The following is a 16,640-nucleotide window of genomic DNA, read 5'->3' as shown; positions in this document are numbered from 1 at the left end:
AGAGAATGCAACAATGCGGATGTCGATGGGTCTTCAGGCCCGGCAAATGCAGGTTCAAAAGTTGGCCCCGCGGATGATCCAATCGATGGAGATTCTGCAATTGCCCACATTGGCGCTGCAGGAACGCATCGAGCAGGAGATGAATGAAAATCCGCTGTTAGAACAACAAGACGTCGATCCCTCCGAACCGGATAGTCTTGATGACGAAGGGCCGTCGCCCGATACGCGGAGCGAAAACGAGAAGGAGTTGGTGGTCGACAACGACCACGACAACCAAGACGATTTCGAGCGTTTGGAAAAGATGGTCAATGAGTTGCCGAGCACCTTTGACGATTCGTTCCGCCGCTCATCCAACCGGATGCAGGACGACGCCGATCGCCGACACGATTTGATGGCTAACGCTCAATCGCGACCGGAGTCGTTGAATGACTTCCTGCTTCATCAACTGGCCGAGATGGACATTGATGATCGCGTCGAAAAGCTCGCCGAACGGATCATTAGCACGCTTGATGCACGCGATGGTGGATACCTGCGCACGCCGTTGATCGACTTGCTATCGGCCGGCCACAGCGACGAAGACCTGCATCTCGCCGAGAAAGCGTTGGGAATCGTTCAATCATTGGAACCGGCCGGCATCGCGGCAAGGGATCTGAGCGAGTGTCTGATGAATCAGTTGCTGCCCACGCATCCTCATTACGAAGAGATGAAGACGCTCATCCGCTCGCACTTGATCGATTTGGCAGAGAACCGATTGCCGCAAATCGCCAAGAAAACGAACTTCTCGATCGAACAGATCCAGGCGATTCGCGAAGAACTGCACACGCTCAATCCGAAACCGGGTGCAGCGTTCATGGAAACCTACGTTCCCAATGTCACGCCCGACATCATCTTAGAACAAGACGATGATGGGGAATACAAAGTTCGGCTCGATGATGACCGTGTCCCGCAATTGTTCATCAGCGAGTATTACCGCAGTCGGTTGCAAGACCCCACCAGTACTGCGGAAGAACGCGAGTTTATCAAACAGAAAATCAGTAGTGCGCAATGGTTGATCGACTCGATCGAACAGCGGCGCAGTACGTTGACGAAGGTGGCCGAAGCCATTGTCGTGCATCAAAAAAGGTTTCTCGACGAAGGTCCCGAGGCCATCGAACCGTTGAAGATGCAACAAATCGCTGACAAGGTCGGAGTGCATGTCACCACGGTCAGCCGAGCGGTTGATGACAAATGGATCCAAACGCCACGTGGCATCTTGCCGCTGAAACGATTCTTCGTCGGCGGAACCCAGACCGAGGATGGGGACGATGTCGCCTGGGACACGATTCGGTTGCGGTTGCAAGAGCTAATCGACAAGGAAGACAAGAGCAACCCTTACAGCGACGAACAACTGGTCGACGAACTCAAGAAGGCCAGCATGACGGTCGCCCGCCGCACGGTCACCAAATACCGAAAACGCATGGGCATTCCCAGCAGTCGGCAACGCCGCGATTGGTCGCTCGTTAAAAAATAGCCGCGCGTGTCCGCAGAGCAAAAGCACGGCGGACGAGATTGAGAGTTCGCGTCCCCGCTCGAAGTGGCCTCCCTGCTCGAAGTGGCCAGCGAGGAACAAGACGCTTGGAGCCATGACTCGCGTAGGATCAGACGCGCGTAGGATCAGACGCGTAGCTCATGGCTGCGAATCCTGCTGTACGACTTCGGCGGGCAACAGCAACGCTTCGGGGCTGCGAGCCAGATAGGGCGGAACGGTCATCAACAGACGCTGCCCCTGGCTGTGTTCAAATTTCCACAGTTTTCCGTCTTCGCCTTCCGGCACCGAGACATTGAACCAGCCCTCTTGGGCGGTACCAAAATCCAGCCGCTCACGGCCCGAACCATCGAGCAGTTTGCCCGAGATGCGCGGCGCCCAATTAGCGATCCGTGACGCCCAACCACCAACGATCGCGGTCCCTTTGGGGACATAAAAATACAGCGACCATTGGCCGCGAAAATGAGTTGTCACATTGGGAGTGTCAATTCCCGACTCCACCGTGACCGGCAACTTCGGTGGCCAGCGAATGGACGTGTAGTCACCACCGTCGATGGTCTCGACGCGATGTAAACCCTGGTAGGGGGTCTCCAGCGTTAGCGTCCGTTCGACACCATCGGGCAAGTAACTGTCGTCGATCGCGACGGGCTCGATTTTGACTTCTTGCGGCGAATACAGACTCAATTTCGGCGGCCGGTTGGCCCAAACTTTTTCGACGCGCACGTTCAAGTTCAGCGGCTTGTCCTCTTCGCCAAGCCAAATGTAATAGTGCTGTCGATCTTGGGGACGGTTGGGCCAATGGCCGGGCTCGACCTCGGGTAATTTCAAGCCGGTCGCCGGCACCAAATTTTTACTGAACGTGACACTTTCAAAGCCGGGATCGACCGGTTGGTTCTGGGCAATCCCCTGTTTCAGAATTTGCGTGATCTCCGCCGACGTGAACGGCTCTTCGCGTTTCCAGGGATGTCCCTCGGTCAATGCCGCCTGTTGGCTGACCAACCTTGCCCACAGCCCATAGCTGTGAACCATCATCGTTTTACGAATTCGATAGGCATGGCTCGCCACCTTTTCCAGCGACGTTTGGCCGGCGGCGAACCCGTAGTACAGTTCGGCATAGCGGGTGTACAGAATCAAGTCATCCAAGCGGGCATGAATGCGGTGATCCTGGGTCGCTGCTTTTGCTCTTTCCAGCGTGAGATACATCCGTCCCACCAAATCGGACGGCGGGCGGCGGCTGTCGTCTTGATTGATCAATCGATAGAACTCACGCATCGGTTCTTTCGCTGACCCGAACGCGCGGTCGAGAAAGTCTTCGATGATGGCGTCGGTTTGGTCGGCTTCGTCGACGTCCCACATCAGCCGGCTGGCCAAAAAGTAGCCGAGCCCACAGGGTCCCCAGCAGTCGCCGGATTCTGCATCGTAGAAGCGGGCGCCCTGTTGGTAAAACCGTGGCAACGAAGATTGAACCTGGGCGATTCGTGCGGCTTTACCCCCGCGAGGCAAGTTCCAATCCCAAGCGACCACACTTAAATAATCATACACCCCGGTCGTGGCGCCTCGAGCTTGCCAACCTTCAATGATTTGATCGAACGTGAATCCACCGCGCAGGAAGGCCGTCGTGACGCTGATGATCACATGCGGATCGGCCTCGATCTTAGGCGGCGGCGAGTGCTCATTGTAAGCATACATGCCGACATACTTGTCCCCTAATCCAAGCGCATTGATCGCTCGAGCGACTTCGTTGGCCAGTGTCAGGGCGCGATCGCTGGGGCTGCCCATTTGTCGGCAAGCCTCGCAAGTGCACCAATTGCCGCCATCGCTGGGGTCCATCGAGATACTGTCCTGATCGGGCGCGGCCTGGACCCGCCGCACGGCATGATCCACGACCAACTTGCGAAGGCCGGGGTTGGAGATACAGAATTTGAGATCGCCTCCCTCGGTCCGTCGCTCTCCGTCGATCTCGGCAAAGTATTCAGGATGAGCTGTAAAGGCAGCCCGATTGGCCGCGAGAATACCACCGTAAGCGTGACCGCTACGGAGCTGAAACCCTTGGGTCGCGCGGTTGCGAATGCACCATTGTTGATACGGCTCGTTGTTGTAGCCCCACAGCCCCCAGTTGTACCAAATACGGCGTGAGTAAAAGTCGGGACTCTGCCGTGCCTCAACCGCCAAACTGAGATCGCGCGTCTCAGGAATCACCTCCCACGTCGGCCCCGGAAAAAACTGGCGATAACCAAGTCGATACAACAGATCCCAAACCGCGTGCGACACGCCTAGATCCGAAGCGGCTAGCAAGTACAAGCCTTGTGAGTGCGAACGCAGCAGGTAGTCCTCGCGGTGAAAGGGGCCTGTTTGAAAGCTCAACGAAAACGGCAAGTGGGTAAAGTCAGTGGGTTGGCCGACGATGATCCCGCTACTCCCGTCACCGATTTGTACTGCAAACTTGGCACCGCTCAACTTCTGTAGATACGTCGCCAATTGCTCGGCGGACTTTTTGACGTCCGGCGACGCTTGCTCGCCGATCGTGATCGCGAGCGCGGCAGTGGATTGCCGCGAGATTTCGACGGTCGGGGGTTCCGCCCCTGCCAAAGCATTTCCCCAAAACAACCAAAACGACAATCCACAAACGGCAACAAGTGCAATGCGACACATAGCGGAATCAATCTTTCGAAGGGGAACCCCAATGGACGAAGATGCTTTTTATACAAGACAAATCCCTCCGCCGCAAAAATGGCCTTGGAAATCGAAGGATCGACTGCGCCCGCACGGACCTATGGCAATGGGTACACCGAGTCCAATGAGTGGGAATCGAAGGCACCGGAGCGGATTTCAATTGAGCTGCCCGTTGTCGAGGACTTTTCTCATCGGCAGCGAGAGACAGCGTGCCACACCCGCCCTTGGAAAGGGTGTGATTTCGCTTTCCGACTCCACGGCAATTTCCGAAAACCTCCATCTTAGTTTTAGAAACACTGGGCAAATAGGCGTTTTTTGACGGCGTGAACTTACCGCCTGGATGCAACGATCACTGACATCCTCGGATGTCAGTGATCGTTGCATCTTCATGTTGTTCATCGTTGGAGCCAACCGTGTTTCGTATCCTCTTGTCTGTCTGTATTTTCGCCATCGCAACCAGTTCTGCTTTTGCGGGTGGCTCGTTTATGGAACTGTTCTTTAGCCAAAATCACAGCAGTGACGAAATCAACCGTCGCGACAATGGCAAATCAATTCAAGTCGACACGTCGGTGATGGATTCGGACGTTAAGAGAAACGCGACCATCAACCGGGGGCTCAACGCGATCGGTTTACCGTCGCTGATGGGGCCTCCAAAAGTCCAAAAACGGTCGGTTTGGGTGAAGGGGCATGGCTTTGTGGATATCACGGAACAAGCCCAGCGGCAGGTCGACGCAGACGCTGACGTTTGTGGGCGGCTCACGATCGAAAACGGGCGGCTTGGAAGTTCGTGTCATTGAATCGGATCGACCTGATGATGAGCCCATCACGGTATCGATCAAACCTGAGAACATCCAGGGACAAACGAAGTGGATTATCGAAGACCTGACGATCCCTTCCAAGCATCTTTCCCTTCTGAATCTCTACCAATTTCGTCTCATCGAAAGCCTCCCTCAGATGCCCACGCTTGCCGCGTGGATGCATCCTGGGCGTCTAGAACAGAGCCACCAAGTTTCGTTGTTGTTGAGTGCCGACCCCAGCGATGCGGCCCGCTTTCCAGAGATTTGGCACACGCTCCGTGAGGACACCAAGACGTGGTCGTTGGCACAATTCAAGCTAGCCCGCTATGAAAGCCTCCGCGTTGCTAGCCAACCACGGTCGCGACACTGACCCGATAGTGCTTCGAGCACAAACGGAGCGAAAGAGGTCACCGCGCCGCCGGAAGCTGGTTTCGTTCGTTGGCCCGTATCGTCGCCGTAGCGATGTTGCTGGGCCAAGAACGCAAGACCGAGCACTTTGCCTAAGCAAACCGGCATGACCAGTGAGGACGGCGTGCCCAGGAGCGAAAAAGGGGATCGAGGGGCGGACATTGTGGCAACGAAGGCGACGCCCCACGTCGGCCGTAGCGTGGGTCACGCCAGCGGAAGCGGTCTGCGGCGTCTCGCAAAATTGCTTGCGATCCCTAAGATTGGGTTTATTGGCATGAATGGCTGCGGTTGTTCACCTCTTCATTTATTCGAAACGCCTGTGATTCCGCGGCTGGGCCGCCGGGGAAACTCGGCTGTACGAACGGATATTTAGATCGACGATGCAACTTTACCTGATTCGACACGCGGAAAGTGAAAACAATGCCATGCCGCCTTATCAACGGATCGAGGATCCTGCGATCACCGCGCGTGGCCGCTTGCAATCGGAATACCTAGCCAAGTGGACGAGCACGCTCAGGATCGACACGTTGATCACCAGCCCGTTTCGCCGATCGATCCAAACCACTCGCTTCATTGTTGACCAATCGCCGCAACGCGTTCACGTGTGGCACAATGTCTTTGAACGCGGAGGCTGTTTCCGTGGCCACGGCCCCGCTGCTACCGAAGGCGGTCCCGGAATGGGACGCGACCGTATTGAAAAGGAATTCTCCGCTCTTCCCCACGACTGCATCATTGACGAATCGATCACCGACGCAGGCTGGTGGGCGGGGAACACACGAGAAACCGATGACCAAGCGAACGCACGAGCGGGCGTCGTCACCGAGCGACTGATTGAGTCATTCGGATCAAGCGGCAAGACAATCGTCGCGGTCATTCACGCCGACTTCAAACGATGTCTGTTAACGAAGATGCTTGCCAATGTGACCAACGTTGAAAAAATTGGCTCGCTCATCAATACCGGCATCACCAAGGTGGACTACGACGGCCACGGGTGGAAACTGCATTGGCTGAATTCGGCGAGCCATTTGCCGTCACGGTTGGTGACGGGCAACGAGACGTGAATCTGACGCCACCCTACTTCTCGCGCAAAGGGCGAGAGTGTCCCCCGTCGGTTACGAAGGGCCGTGAAGTGTGGGCGAGCTCAGCGTGGGAGAGCTCAATATGGGCGAGCTCGGTGTGGGCTGCATCACCGGTGCAACTTGCATGGCATCGATGACAAATTCAGAAACCCCTTGGTCGTGCATCCCAATGATGTCCCGCACGCTCAACGGCATCACAATGCCATACGTTTGCAGATGCTTGACTACCGCGACGTCCGAGACTCCGCGGCGTTTCATCGAGACGACGTCCAATGGCGACAGCGGGCCAACGTACTGTGATTCCGCTTGCCAATTGGGGCGACTTTGATAGATCGTTGGCGGCGGTGCTGGCATCGCACTGCGGTGCACGTGATGCGGCGACGTTGACCGGTACTGCGGATAGCCCGAATGTGGATCGACCGACGGCGTGTACCGAGGGTATGAATGAACGTGTTGGGGCGGAGCAGAGTGATCGATTCGGTTGTGCTCGATCCGTGCATCCTTAGCGTTACCGATCGTGCCACCGGCAATCGCGCCGACGGCGCCCCCGATCAACGCACCGGTAGTTTCATTGTTTCCCTTATCGCCAATCGCAGCGCCGATCGCGGCCCCGGCAAGTCCGCCGAGGATCGCACCTCGACGCCGATGCGTATGGTCTTGTGCGTTGACAACATTCAGCGACGAACAAACCAGTACGATCGCGATCAAGTGCTTCTTGTTCATCTCAGGTCGCCTTGCTTCTAGAGGGAGCTACCGACTCAACGGTCCACTATTGATCGCCTGCGGGTTGAGTTACAAATCGATTCGCCGTGTTTGCTTTGGCCGTGCTTGCTTCCTCAGCGACTTGAAGCTCACGCACCAGAATGCTTGGCCCGTAGGTTTTCTCTAACTGTTCGTCACTCATGCTGAGCGGATTTTCGGTTACCGAACGTTGTGAGTGGGCGGGTTGAGCAGGTCGCGAAGGAGTCGACGATCGGAACAACTGGAATGGGTTGCGTGCGGAAACAGGTGTGTTCGCAGCGACAACGACAAACAAGAAAGCGGCAATACGTTTCATAGCAGACGGCTCGTTAGGTGGGATATTGGATAGCTTTGCGTTTACCAATCACCACCGCCCCCGCGCTGACGATCCCATGCAAAGCTTTGTTATCAAAGTTTTGCATACGATGAAAGAAATGCCGATAAAATAATGTCGACTAGTCCGCGTGCGGGGATGCATCTCGGCAACACGTACCGGATAGGACGGTTATGCACGCCAACGGGGCTCGTTGCCAACGCAATGGCATGACCGGCGCTCTCCGAAAATCTCGCTGAAGGCTCGGTTTTCGCCCCGCCCGACTTCGTCGGGAGGGTAGTGCAAGGGGTTGCGATTCAGATCAGACCGATTGGCGGTTGCGACGCAATTGGCCACAGGCGGCATCAATCTCGCTACCTTTGCGTTGTCGAAACATGACGTTCACACCTCCAGAGATCAAAATGCCTTTGAAATCGGCAATCGCCTTGGCACTCGGAGTCACGTACGGCAATCCGGCAACCGGGTTGTAGGGAATCACGTTCAACATCACGTTACGTCGGCGAAGAATTCCCAGCAGTTGTCGGGCGCATTCGTCAGAGTCATTCAAGCCACCGAGCAAGACATACTCGAAGGTCAATCGGCGTCCATTGGCTTCGTAGTATCGATCCGCCGCGTCGAGTACCGCTTTGATCCCGATTTTCTCATTGACAGGCACGAGCTGAGTTCTCAGTTCGTTGTTGGGAGCATGCAGACTGACCGCTAGGTTGTAGGGGACTCCGTGTTTGGAGAGGCGATCGATCGCCGGAGGAAGTCCCACGGTGCTGATCGTGATTCGTCGCGGGCTGATCCCCAGCCCTTCAGGACTTCGCGCTCGCTCGAGCGCGGGCAAAACTTGGCCAAGATTTGCCAACGGCTCGCCCATTCCCATCATGACGATGTGACTGAGTCGCTCGTCGGGATGAAGTCGTGATTGTAGCCGCAGCATCTGTTCGAGGATTTCGCCGCTTGTCAGATTACGATCGACCCCGTCAAGTCCGCTGGCACAAAAGACGCATCCCATCGCACACCCCACTTGGCTGCTCACACAAATGCTCCGCCGGCTGCCATCTCGCAACAGAACGCATTCAACTTCTCCGCCACCGCTCAAGTGCACGAGCAGTTTGTCGGTCCCATCGGACGAACAAACCGCTTCGACTTCGCGAGCACGAAAGATCACATAGGTTTGCTCAAGCTGCTCGCGGAGCTTTTTTGATAGATCGGTCATTTCGGCGAACGTGGACGCCCGACGCTGGTAAATCCAATTCCAGATTTGTTTTGCACGGAACCCTTGATGCCCTTGCTCGACGAGCCACGTCCGCAATTGCTCAACATCCCAATCAAGCAGGTGGATGCGTGCATCCGCTTCGCCAGCCGAGTGGGAGGCGGCGGAATCAGGAACCGAAGCGGACGGGATGACGGGAAGATCCAAAGGTCGACACCAGCAGTAAAAGGAGGTTACAGGAACGGACAAGCGTAGCCTGCGTCAAATCTTATTCTAACGCAAGGATTCTCGCTGAAGAGGGCAAACGAAAAAGGTCTCTTCTGCCATTAGCCCCCCTTTATTGCTAAATTGAACCAACCAGAAATCAATCGCTGGTTCGCATGTCATTTTGAACACCCCACACGGAACCCCCACATGGACGCCGACACGACACTCCAACGATTCCTCGAACTCGCCGCAATTCCTGGGCGAAGTGGTGACGAGCGGGGCGTTGCCGAGCATCTCGTCGCAATCTTCAAAGCGGCCGGAGTCCCCGAGGCCCAGATTCAGTTCGATGGTGCCGAAACGCGAACCCAGCTCAAAGGAAATTGTGGCAATTTGATCGTGACATTGCCCGGGAACGGCTCGGGGCCGACCACGTTGTTGTCCGCCCACATGGATACGGTACCGATTTGCGTCGGCAGCCAACCGGTGGTCGAAGGCGAACACGTACATAGCGCCGCTGCGACCGGACTCGGAGCGGATGATCGAGCGGGATGTGCGGCAATCTTAACGGCCGCTCTGGAGCGATTGAAGCTCGGCGACGAGCACTTCCCGCCTGCAGTGATCGGTTTCTTTGTTCAAGAAGAGATCGGCTTGCACGGTGCTCGAAATCTCGATGTCTCGTTCGTTGGCAACGTTCAACGAGCCTTCAACTTTGATGGAGGCGCTCCGGAAAAGGTGACGATCGGTGCGGTGGGTGGCGAGCGGATGACGATTCAAATCCTGGGGACGCCAGCCCACGCGGGGGTGGCGCCCGAGCAGGGTGCCAGCGCAATCGTGATGGCATCCAAAGCCATCGCCGACTTAGATCAACGAGGTTGGCTCGGCAAGATCGAAAAGGATGGCCAGAGGGGGACCGCCAATGTCGGTATCATCCAGGGCGGCGATGCGACCAATGTGATCACGCCGCGGGTGACGCTGCGTGCCGAAGCGCGAAGTCATGACGCCGAGATGCGTACGCGAATTGTCACCGAGATTCGCCAAGCGTTCCTTGCGGCTGCTGAAAGCGTCTGCACCGATTCGGGCGTCTGCGGACAAATCGAATTTGAAACGCAGGTCGATTACGAGGCATTCCGGTTGGGCGAAGATCATCCTTCGATCCAAGCCGCCAAGGACGCGATTGAAAAGGTCGGACGCACGCCGTATTGCGAAGTCGCCAACGGCGGGCTCGATGCAAATTGGTTGTTCCTGCACGGAATCCAAGCGGTCACGCTGGGGTGTGGCCAGCAAAAGATCCATACGATCAACGAACGTTTAGAGATCGCCGAATACCTCGACGCCTGCCGGATGGCAACATGGCTGATCACCGAAGGAGCCGGACGTGCAGGATGATGACGAGCTCTGCTTGTGCTTTCACGTCACACGCCGCAAGGTCGTGCAATTCATTCGTGTTCAGAAACCAAAGCGAGCGAGCCAGTTGTCGGAATGTTTTGGCGCTGGTACAGGATGCGGTTGGTGTCGCCCATTTTTGCGAAAGCTGATGGACGAAGCCAATCCGGAAACCGTAGACCTGCCCGACCCCGCGAAATACTCGCAGCAGCGTTCCGAGTACCGCAAAAACAAGTCGAGCTGACACGCGCGGCTAAAAATAAAACCCGGCCACCTCTTTCAAGGTGACCGGGTTATTTTCAATCTGCGATTCGTTTACACGATTCGTTGCTCGTTGACACGAAGCTTAGAATGTGAAGACCGAGTCAATTCCGAAGGTCCATTGATCGTCGTCGTTGTTCTCGAGGATCCCCGCTGGATTTCCTTCAACCCAATCGTAACGAAGTTCCGGACGAATCGTGACGTTGGAGTGTGGCTTGTAGTTCACCCCTGCGGTTAAGGCGTAAACGTCGGCCTTGTTGCCAGCCAGGAGTCCCGACTTCGCATCGTACCACTCGAAACGAGTACCGTAGGACCAGCAATCATTGACCTTGTAGATCAAGTATTGGTTGATGTCGAAGCTTTCACGAGCGGTAGCTCCGGCGCGATCTTCGGTATCAAGCACGTCGCTTTGGAAGATGTACTGAAGCTTATCCGACAGAGCCAAGTCGGCAACGATCGAGTGCATGTAGCCCCGCTCGTATGCGGCTAGGTTGTTGGCGAAAACGCCTCCGGTGGTCGCATAAGTCACGGTCAAATCTTCGGTCAAATCAACCGACAATCCACCGAGGAATGCGTCGCCGTTGTCTTCGAAACCGCTATTCCACCCCATCACGTATCCACCGTAGGCGGTAACGTTGTCGTTCACGTTGTAGGTTGCCAAAGCACCGGTGTGCGTGAATGGCTCGCTGTGGTACATCGTGTACGAGTGGCTGTAGAAGAAGTTGCCAGTCGCTTGAACCACTTCGTGACCGATGATGGTGTAGAAGTGACCGACCTTGACCGACAGATCGCCGTAACCGGCTTCCATGTACAACTGAGGCATCGCGTGACCGTAATCCGATCCGCGGTCCCAACCGTTGTCCCAATGATCATTGTTGATACCGAACGCTTGCGTGTCTTGCGAGTCGGTACCGTAGAGATAGTCAATGCGACCCCCGATATCAAAACCGCCGGAGGTATCGATTGCCTTTTCAGCATACAACCACGCTTGATGCAGTTGTAGTTCATCAGGGCGGCTATTGAACAATGGCAGCGCGTCGCTGTGGTAACCCAATTGCAACCAACCGCCAGCGGACCAACCGTTGCTTTCGCCGAACAGCGTCCACGGGTCGCCCAAGCAGCAATCGCCACCGGCCAGAATGCTTCGGACTTCCGATCCGACGCCGCAACCCAGCGAATCGCATCCGCTGTCACAGCTTCCTGTATCGCAACTGGGCGCGATCGGCTCGCAACCACAAACGGGTTCACCACAGTCACAGTTTTTATCCGCACAATACGAAACCAAATCGATTTCGTTTGCACGTACGTTTGAGCTAATTCCGGCATTAACGCCGCAGACCATCATGGCCAACATAGCGAGTTTGCTAATCTTCATAATCGCTTTCTACTCCCCAACATCCATAAAGGGTGGCTGTATCATTACAAATGACACCACGTGTATTTTCCTGACGATCACAAATCGCCAGGGAGTGTGCAGGTAAGTTGCCACGCTAGTCGCTTCTTCTAAGTCATTTAGAAGGAGTTCGATTTTCCGCCAAGAAGAAAGCCATAAAGCAGCCTTCCAATTGCGATCCACTTTCCTACGCCCACGCTACGTCTTCACAGGGAGATATCGAACGTATCGAGTAGGTCAAAACAGACGAATCTCATCAATTCCATTCGTCGATCCCCGCCCCCCCACTCATCATGCATGTTGCGGGAACCTTGCATCTTGGGCCCCGTATTCCTCCTAGCAAAGACGTATAGATCAAATTGATTAGTAGGTCTGCGACGTTTTTTGCAGTCCGATGGAAGTAAGAAGCCCCCACCCATCTTCGCTCGCCGCGATGGACAAACAGACGTTTTCGCCTGTAATTTTGCATATCCTCAGACAAGCTTCGCGAACAGGTGAGTGAGGCGTCCATTGAGTTGGATCTATACGAAGCGTTGATTTTCGGGCAAAATCGGTGCTCCCCATGGGTTGCCCCCATGTGATTTCATCCCCCCCCGAATTCAAGTGATGCTTCTGATGGCGTTTTGGCGAACTAAGAAGGCCCCCCCCGACGATAGCGTTTCCTCGACGGAAGCTGCCCCGAAATCAGGTGGCGGTTTGTTCTCGAAGATGCGTGCCGGGCTGCAGAAAACTCGTCGCACGCTGAACACCGATATTCGCGACTTGTTCAAAAGTGAAGGACGGCTCGTCGACGACACTTTGCTGAATGAATTGTTTGCCAAGCTGATTCGAACCGACATGGGAATCGGTCCTGCGGAAACGATTCGTGACGATGTGGCGACTCGCTTGCGAGGCCGTGTCGTCCACTTTGAGGAGGTCGTGCAAACGATCACGGAACAAACCCGCACGATGCTGCAGCAGGAATCGACGGAACTTCGCCTGGCCGATACGGGCCCGACTGTCATCCTGGTGGTGGGCGTCAACGGCAGCGGCAAGACCACCTCGATCGGAAAACTAGCCAATCACCTGCACCAAGCGGGACACAAAGTCGTGCTCGGTGCGGGCGATACTTTCCGCGCCGCCGCCGTTGAACAATTGACCGTTTGGGCGGGCCGCATTGGATGCGACATCGTCACCGGCAAACCCGAAGCGGATCCCGCCAGCGTGGCGTTCCAATGCGTCGAGCAGGCGATCGCCACGGGTGCCGATATCGCGATCATCGACACAGCCGGACGCCTGCAAACGCAAACCAATTTGATGCAGCAGCTCGAGAAGATTCGCCGCGTGGTGGAAAAGAAAATCGAGGGGGCCCCCCACGAAGTGCTACTTGTTCTGGATGCCACCGCAGGGCAAAACGCAATCAGCCAGGCACGCGGATTTAGTGAAGCGGCGGGATGCACAGGCATCGTCTTGGCGAAACTCGATGGTTCAGCCAAAGGGGGCGTCGTGCTGCCCATTCGCGAACAGTTTCAATTGCCGGTGAAATTTGTCGGACTCGGCGAAGGCGTTGAGGACATCGCCCCCTTCGACCCCGCCTCGTTCGCCAACGCACTGTTCTCGGAGTAAGTCCATGTTGCATTTGAAATCGGAATCCGCAGCTCGTTGGCTTGACCAAGTCGATCAAGCTCTCGACGAAATCCTTATCGACCATGCGCATTGCGAACGCAAAGCGGCATCCATGGCCATGAACTTTATCAATGCCTATGCCGAAAATCGCGATCTTTGCCGCGAGATGAAGCGAATTGTCGAAGAGGAACTCGAACACTTTGAAATGGTGCTGGATATTCTCGAACAGCGAGGCGTTGCGTTTCGCCGCTTAACCCCGGGACCGTATGGACGAGACTTGAACGAGCTCGTTCGCTCTCAAGAACCCGATCGCGCCGTCGATCGATTGTTGGTGGCATCGTTGATCGAAGCTCGTAGCTGCGAGCGTTTTAGTCTACTCAGCGAACACGTTCGCGAGCGTGAACCCGAGCTAGCGGAATTCTACGCGGGGCTTTTCGAAAGCGAGGCTCGACATCATACGACCTATGTACGTCTGGCCGAATACTTTGCTCCGCGTGACGTGGTCCGCGAACGACTGAACCAACTGTCTGCTTCGGAAGCGACGATCATTGCAACCGGTTCAACGCTCCCCCGCATGCACAGTTAACCCTGGGTTTCATGCGCGCACGAGCGTAACCTTCATGCCTCGTCGTGCATTTTGTTTCAGTGACGTTTGGGCAACAAATCGTCGCGGCGATTGGCGTCCTACCGCCTGTGCCGACTGAGACACCCCGAGTTTCACGCCCGTTTTGGGACCGTGCGGAAGCCCACCTTGTGGCTCACCATCTCCGAACGGGATTTGATTCCGAAAACCCGAGCGATAGAGTTTCTGTGCGTGACAGGTGAGGGCTGCGGCTGACGCTCCTTCACTCGCGTCCTTTTCCAAGACGGAAACTGGAATTCGAATCAACCGCGTTGCGATGCAACCGCCTGATTCGAAGCCCCGGAGGATCCGGCAAGACAACCAAGGAAAGTCTTGTTTGCCAAACCAAGCGTACTGCACCGAGTCGCTCGATAGGTTTGGCGAGATTAAAAAAGGAAAAATGCAATGCAACGCCAACTGATGTTTTTGTCGACGCTCGTCCTGTTCACTTCCGCTGGCTTCTGCAGCGTCTCGCGAGCAGCCCATCCCGAGATCACCTTCGACTTGCCACTGGTCGTCGCCGCCTTTCCCGAATCGTGCGACCCCCGCGGTCGGCAGCTGATGGATGTGGAACTGAAACTCTCGTCAATGATCATCGCTCCCGAAGCGAAACGAATCGATCAATGGATCGTGCGCTGCCAACCGCGTGACCGAGCGATGCAAATTGCCGACTATGCGCCGCGGACCGAAGTGGCTAGCCAGATTAAAGGTTCGATCCAAATCAAGACTTCCGACGAACAAGCCAAATCGGCCGGCATCTCACTCGATGGAACCTTGACCCACTTGGCGAGCGGGCATGTGGGCGCCGATCACACCAACAAGACGACCGAATCGCTTCAATATGAGCGTGTCGCACCGGTCCAAGCGGTAACGGCATCGGGCACAATCAATCGGGGTCGCGGTGTTTACTTCAAATTAAAATGGACCGAGCAACAAGTGCTCGAGGGTGAGAAAACATTTCGCCTGACCTTCGGCGTTCCCGCAGGATGGCGCAGCGGTTTGATCGACGTGTCGGTCATCGCACAAAGCGAAAAGAAATCATTCGGCGGTTGGGACAAGGAAGTCGTCACGCTTGGAAACGCCCATTTCGTGGTCGCAGCCTATCGCGATGGGGATCAAGCCGCCTACCAAGCAGCCAAAAATTTGTCTAGCGCCGAGGAAGCGTTACGGCGTGCGGCCCTCGCCCATATGCAGAACCAAAACAACTCGCTTCCGTCATTGGTTCGCAGCGTTACGTATTTGTTCGACGCCAAGGGACGCACGCCATCGGATCGTTGGGTCGAGCGACTGCTACTCGACACAACCAACCCCTACTCGGACAAAGAGATCCAAAAACTTCCCGTTCAAACCCGGGTCGTCGCGATCGACTACTGCGAAGCGCGAGAGAAATTCAGCAGCCTCGATCACCCCTCACGCGTTTCGCAGCTGAACGCGGATGTTGCTGAGGCGATGGCGTCAGACATCGCAACATCGAGCGAGACCACAAATCGCTTTTCCGCCGCCAAGCCGGCGATGGATTGAGTGGGACGTCGTGATCGGCAAGGGGAGGGTCAAGTCAGCCCGCGCCGACTTGACGCAGGCCTGAACTCAAAACGCCGCCATGCGGACGCTCACCTGCGATCTAGTTGTTGCTGAAACCAATCGCGTGGAAGGCGTCACGCCCGAGCGGGTTCTTGAGAAATTGACGATGGCATTCAGGGCACAGATCGTAGCGACCTTGCAAGCTTGTTTCTTGAATGGGGAAATCGAGATCATCCTCATCCGCAATCCCTTCAAGGATCTGATGCAGCTCCGTGAGATGATCGATGTCTTCGTCGAAATCAGCGAACTGCGGATCGGGAACGGCTTGTACCTCAAGCTCAACGGTGTATCGCATTTCGCAAGTCGTATCGATTTCCCGCTTACAGCGATCACAGGTGTAATGGATCATCAATCAGTTATCCGGCCGTGGGTAGATCTCGTCAACGTCTTGGGAAAACAGAACCCAAGTCGTATTTTTCATCACAAGAAACGTGACGAGCTATCTTTAATACTAGTGACGGAAGCAACACGATCGCAAGGCAAATTGCCTCGACTTTTCTTAACAAACTCTTGAAGCTTGACAAACACCGTCCGATCGAGTTAACGGAATGATCGCCACCATCAAAACCGTGACACCGTCGGAGTTCCGCTCCAATTCGCCTTATTCTACTGCGTCAATGCAGGCGAGATAAACTCACCTTCGGGTACCTCTACCACTTTAGCGGGAACCCGAACTTCCATGCTCCAAGTTGACGACAGCTCACTTTCGGGCGATTCTGCGTCGCGAGACTCGAGCACCTTGGTTGCGTCGTGATGACTTTGAGCCGCTTCGAGACGCCGCTCCACCGCCAACTTGTTGTGACAAGCAAACCAACATCGCCCACTAGGTT

The 16,640-nt window shown here is 55.6% G+C and carries 16 protein-coding genes; 10 read left to right on the top strand and 6 right to left on the bottom strand.

The window, feature by feature from the left end; all coding sequences use genetic code 11:
• The first annotated feature begins 19 nt into the window (after positions 1-19).
• Complete coding sequence (gene rpoN, locus Pla52o_RS03760; protein ID WP_449289953.1) at positions 20-1,510, top strand: RNA polymerase factor sigma-54; 1,491 nt, start codon at positions 20-22, stop codon at positions 1,508-1,510.
• 156 nt (positions 1,511-1,666) lie between these two features.
• On the opposite strand, the gene Pla52o_RS03755 is transcribed toward rpoN, so the two are convergent.
• Positions 1,667-4,177, bottom strand: coding sequence for a DUF4838 domain-containing protein (locus tag Pla52o_RS03755; RefSeq protein WP_146593206.1), 2,511 nt, complete (start codon positions 4,175-4,177; stop codon positions 1,667-1,669).
• 434 nt (positions 4,178-4,611) lie between these two features.
• Here Pla52o_RS03755 and Pla52o_RS03750 point away from each other — a divergent pair, with 434 nt between their 5' ends.
• The 3 genes from Pla52o_RS03750 (at position 4,612) to Pla52o_RS03740 (ending at position 6,464) form a co-directional block, all read left to right on the top strand.
• Positions 4,612-4,995 carry a hypothetical protein gene (locus Pla52o_RS03750; RefSeq protein ID WP_146593205.1) on the top strand — a complete coding sequence of 128 codons (384 nt, stop codon included), beginning with the start codon at positions 4,612-4,614 and terminating at the stop codon, positions 4,993-4,995.
• On the top strand, positions 4,976-5,365 hold the full coding sequence (locus Pla52o_RS03745) for a hypothetical protein (protein ID WP_146593204.1): 390 nt from the start codon (positions 4,976-4,978) through the stop codon (positions 5,363-5,365). Before Pla52o_RS03750 ends, Pla52o_RS03745 begins: the two co-directional genes overlap by 20 nt.
• 418 nt (positions 5,366-5,783) lie before the next feature.
• Positions 5,784-6,464 (top strand): histidine phosphatase family protein, encoded by a 681-nt coding sequence (locus Pla52o_RS03740; protein ID WP_146593203.1) that lies wholly within the window; start codon positions 5,784-5,786, stop codon positions 6,462-6,464.
• A 51-nt stretch (positions 6,465-6,515) separates the two neighbouring features.
• Here the strand turns inward: Pla52o_RS03740 and Pla52o_RS03735 are convergent, their stop codons facing one another.
• From Pla52o_RS03735 to rlmN, 3 genes are all read right to left on the bottom strand, one after another.
• Positions 6,516-7,205 (bottom strand): glycine zipper domain-containing protein, encoded by a 690-nt coding sequence (locus Pla52o_RS03735; RefSeq protein ID WP_146593202.1) that lies wholly within the window; start codon positions 7,203-7,205, stop codon positions 6,516-6,518.
• A 46-nt stretch (positions 7,206-7,251) separates the two neighbouring features.
• Positions 7,252-7,539 carry a hypothetical protein gene (locus Pla52o_RS03730; RefSeq protein WP_146593201.1) on the bottom strand — a complete coding sequence of 96 codons (288 nt, stop codon included), beginning with the start codon at positions 7,537-7,539 and terminating at the stop codon, positions 7,252-7,254.
• A gap of 319 nt (positions 7,540-7,858) precedes the next feature.
• Positions 7,859-8,965, bottom strand: coding sequence for a 23S rRNA (adenine(2503)-C(2))-methyltransferase RlmN (rlmN, locus tag Pla52o_RS03725; RefSeq protein WP_146593545.1), 1,107 nt, complete (start codon positions 8,963-8,965; stop codon positions 7,859-7,861).
• Positions 8,966-9,172: 207 nt separating this feature from the next.
• Between rlmN and Pla52o_RS03720 the strand changes: the two genes are divergently transcribed.
• The gene (locus tag Pla52o_RS03720; RefSeq protein ID WP_146593200.1) at positions 9,173-10,351 is read left to right on the top strand and encodes a M20/M25/M40 family metallo-hydrolase; all 1,179 of its coding nucleotides are present in this window, start codon (positions 9,173-9,175) and stop codon (positions 10,349-10,351) included.
• Positions 10,341-10,592 carry a (2Fe-2S)-binding protein gene (locus tag Pla52o_RS03715; protein ID WP_146593199.1) on the top strand — a complete coding sequence of 84 codons (252 nt, stop codon included), beginning with the start codon at positions 10,341-10,343 and terminating at the stop codon, positions 10,590-10,592. The genes Pla52o_RS03720 and Pla52o_RS03715 overlap by 11 nt, the downstream gene beginning before the upstream one ends.
• A 102-nt stretch (positions 10,593-10,694) precedes the next feature.
• On the opposite strand, the gene Pla52o_RS03710 is transcribed toward Pla52o_RS03715, so the two are convergent.
• Positions 10,695-11,984: a porin gene (locus Pla52o_RS03710; protein ID WP_146593198.1), complete on the bottom strand. Its 1,290-nt coding sequence runs from the start codon at positions 11,982-11,984 to the stop codon at positions 10,695-10,697.
• Between the two features lie 633 nt (positions 11,985-12,617).
• Between Pla52o_RS03710 and ftsY the strand changes: the two genes are divergently transcribed.
• From ftsY to Pla52o_RS03690, 4 genes are all read left to right on the top strand, one after another.
• Positions 12,618-13,607, top strand: a complete 990-nt coding sequence (gene ftsY / locus Pla52o_RS03705; protein ID WP_146593544.1) for a signal recognition particle-docking protein FtsY — start codon at positions 12,618-12,620, stop codon at positions 13,605-13,607.
• A 4-nt stretch (positions 13,608-13,611) separates the two neighbouring features.
• Positions 13,612-14,193 (top strand): tRNA-(ms[2]io[6]A)-hydroxylase, encoded by a 582-nt coding sequence (miaE, locus tag Pla52o_RS03700; RefSeq protein ID WP_146593197.1) that lies wholly within the window; start codon positions 13,612-13,614, stop codon positions 14,191-14,193.
• A gap of 441 nt (positions 14,194-14,634) precedes the next feature.
• Positions 14,635-15,750: a hypothetical protein gene (locus Pla52o_RS03695; protein WP_146593196.1), complete on the top strand. Its 1,116-nt coding sequence runs from the start codon at positions 14,635-14,637 to the stop codon at positions 15,748-15,750.
• Between the two features lie 79 nt (positions 15,751-15,829).
• Entirely contained in the window at positions 15,830-16,324 is a 495-nt protein-coding gene (locus tag Pla52o_RS03690) for a hypothetical protein (protein WP_146593195.1), read from the top strand.
• A gap of 92 nt (positions 16,325-16,416) precedes the next feature.
• Here the strand turns inward: Pla52o_RS03690 and Pla52o_RS03685 are convergent, their stop codons facing one another.
• Positions 16,417-16,596, bottom strand: coding sequence for a hypothetical protein (locus Pla52o_RS03685; RefSeq protein ID WP_146593194.1), 180 nt, complete (start codon positions 16,594-16,596; stop codon positions 16,417-16,419).
• Positions 16,597-16,640: the final 44 nt, after the last annotated feature.

This window comes from Novipirellula galeiformis (assembly GCF_007860095.1).
Taxonomy (GTDB): domain Bacteria; phylum Planctomycetota; class Planctomycetia; order Pirellulales; family Pirellulaceae; genus Novipirellula; species Novipirellula galeiformis.
Note: the sequence above shows the minus strand (reverse complement) of the source record. Positions and strands in the feature narration are given on the sequence as shown.